Annotated in this window: 2 tRNA genes and 2 rRNA genes; all 4 read left to right on the forward strand. The window is 48.2% G+C overall.

Features of this window, described 5'->3' with window-relative positions:
• Positions 1–76, forward strand: a 16S ribosomal RNA gene (locus JHD74_RS25820); the annotation flags it as partial.
• A gap of 75 nt (positions 77–151) precedes the next feature.
• A tRNA-Ile gene (locus tag JHD74_RS25825) sits at positions 152–228 on the forward strand.
• A 155-nt stretch (positions 229–383) separates the two neighbouring features.
• A tRNA-Ala gene (locus tag JHD74_RS25830) sits at positions 384–459 on the forward strand.
• 219 nt (positions 460–678) lie between these two features.
• Positions 679–1,041, forward strand: a 23S ribosomal RNA gene (locus JHD74_RS25835); the annotation flags it as partial.

Consider the following 1,041-nt stretch of genomic DNA (forward strand, 5'->3'; position numbering starts at 1 on the left):
CACTTTGTGATTCATGACTGGGGTGAAGTCGTAACAAGGTAACCGTAGGGGAACCTGCGGTTGGATCACCTCCTTACCTAAAGATATGCAGTTGCGTGCAGTGTCCACACAGATTGTCTGATGAAAAAGTAACGAGCAGAAATACCTTTATAGGCTTGTAGCTCAGGTGGTTAGAGCGCACCCCTGATAAGGGTGAGGTCGGTGGTTCAAGTCCACTCAGGCCTACCAAATTCGCACTTATGCTGCGTTATGCGCGCGGTCGTTTACCCAAAAGTAAACTTCCCTTCCGCATGCCTTGCCTAAGCACGAATTAACAGGATTTCCAACAGGAAAGACTGTTATTCACGCGAGTGGTAAATAAAGGTTTCTGCAAGTGACTGTATGGGGCTATAGCTCAGCTGGGAGAGCGCCTGCCTTGCACGCAGGAGGTCAGCGGTTCGATCCCGCTTAGCTCCACCATATCCATGCGGTCCTTGATAATACTTCAGAGTGTACTGGCAACAGTATGCTGCGAAGTATTTTGCTCTTTAACAATCTGGAACAAGCTGAAAATTGAAACATGACAGCTGAAACTTATCCCTCCGTAGATGTATTGGGGTAAGGATTAACCTGTCATAGAGTCTCTCAAATAAACAGCACGACAGTGTCTCTGTTTACAGAAACACCTTCGGGTTGTGAGGTTAAGTGACTAAGCGTACACGGTGGATGCCTAGGCAGTCAGAGGCGATGAAGGGCGTGCTAATCTGCGAAAAGTGTCGGTAAGGTGATATGAACCGTTATAACCGGCAATACCCGAATGGGGAAACCCAGTGTGTTTCGACACACTATCGTATGGTGAATACATAGCCATACGAGGCGAACCGGGGGAACTGAAACATCTAAGTACCCCGAGGAAAAGAAATCAACCGAGATTCCCCTAGTAGCGGCGAGCGAACGGGGAACAGCCCAGAACCTGAATCAGTTCTTGTGTTAGTGGAAGCGTCTGGAAAGTCGCGCAGCAAAGGGTGATAGCCCCGTACACTAAAATGCATTAATTGTGAG

The sequence above is a fragment of the Serratia sp. ASV30 genome, assembly GCF_016428815.1.
Lineage (GTDB): Bacteria > Pseudomonadota > Gammaproteobacteria > Enterobacterales > Enterobacteriaceae > Chania > Chania fonticola_C.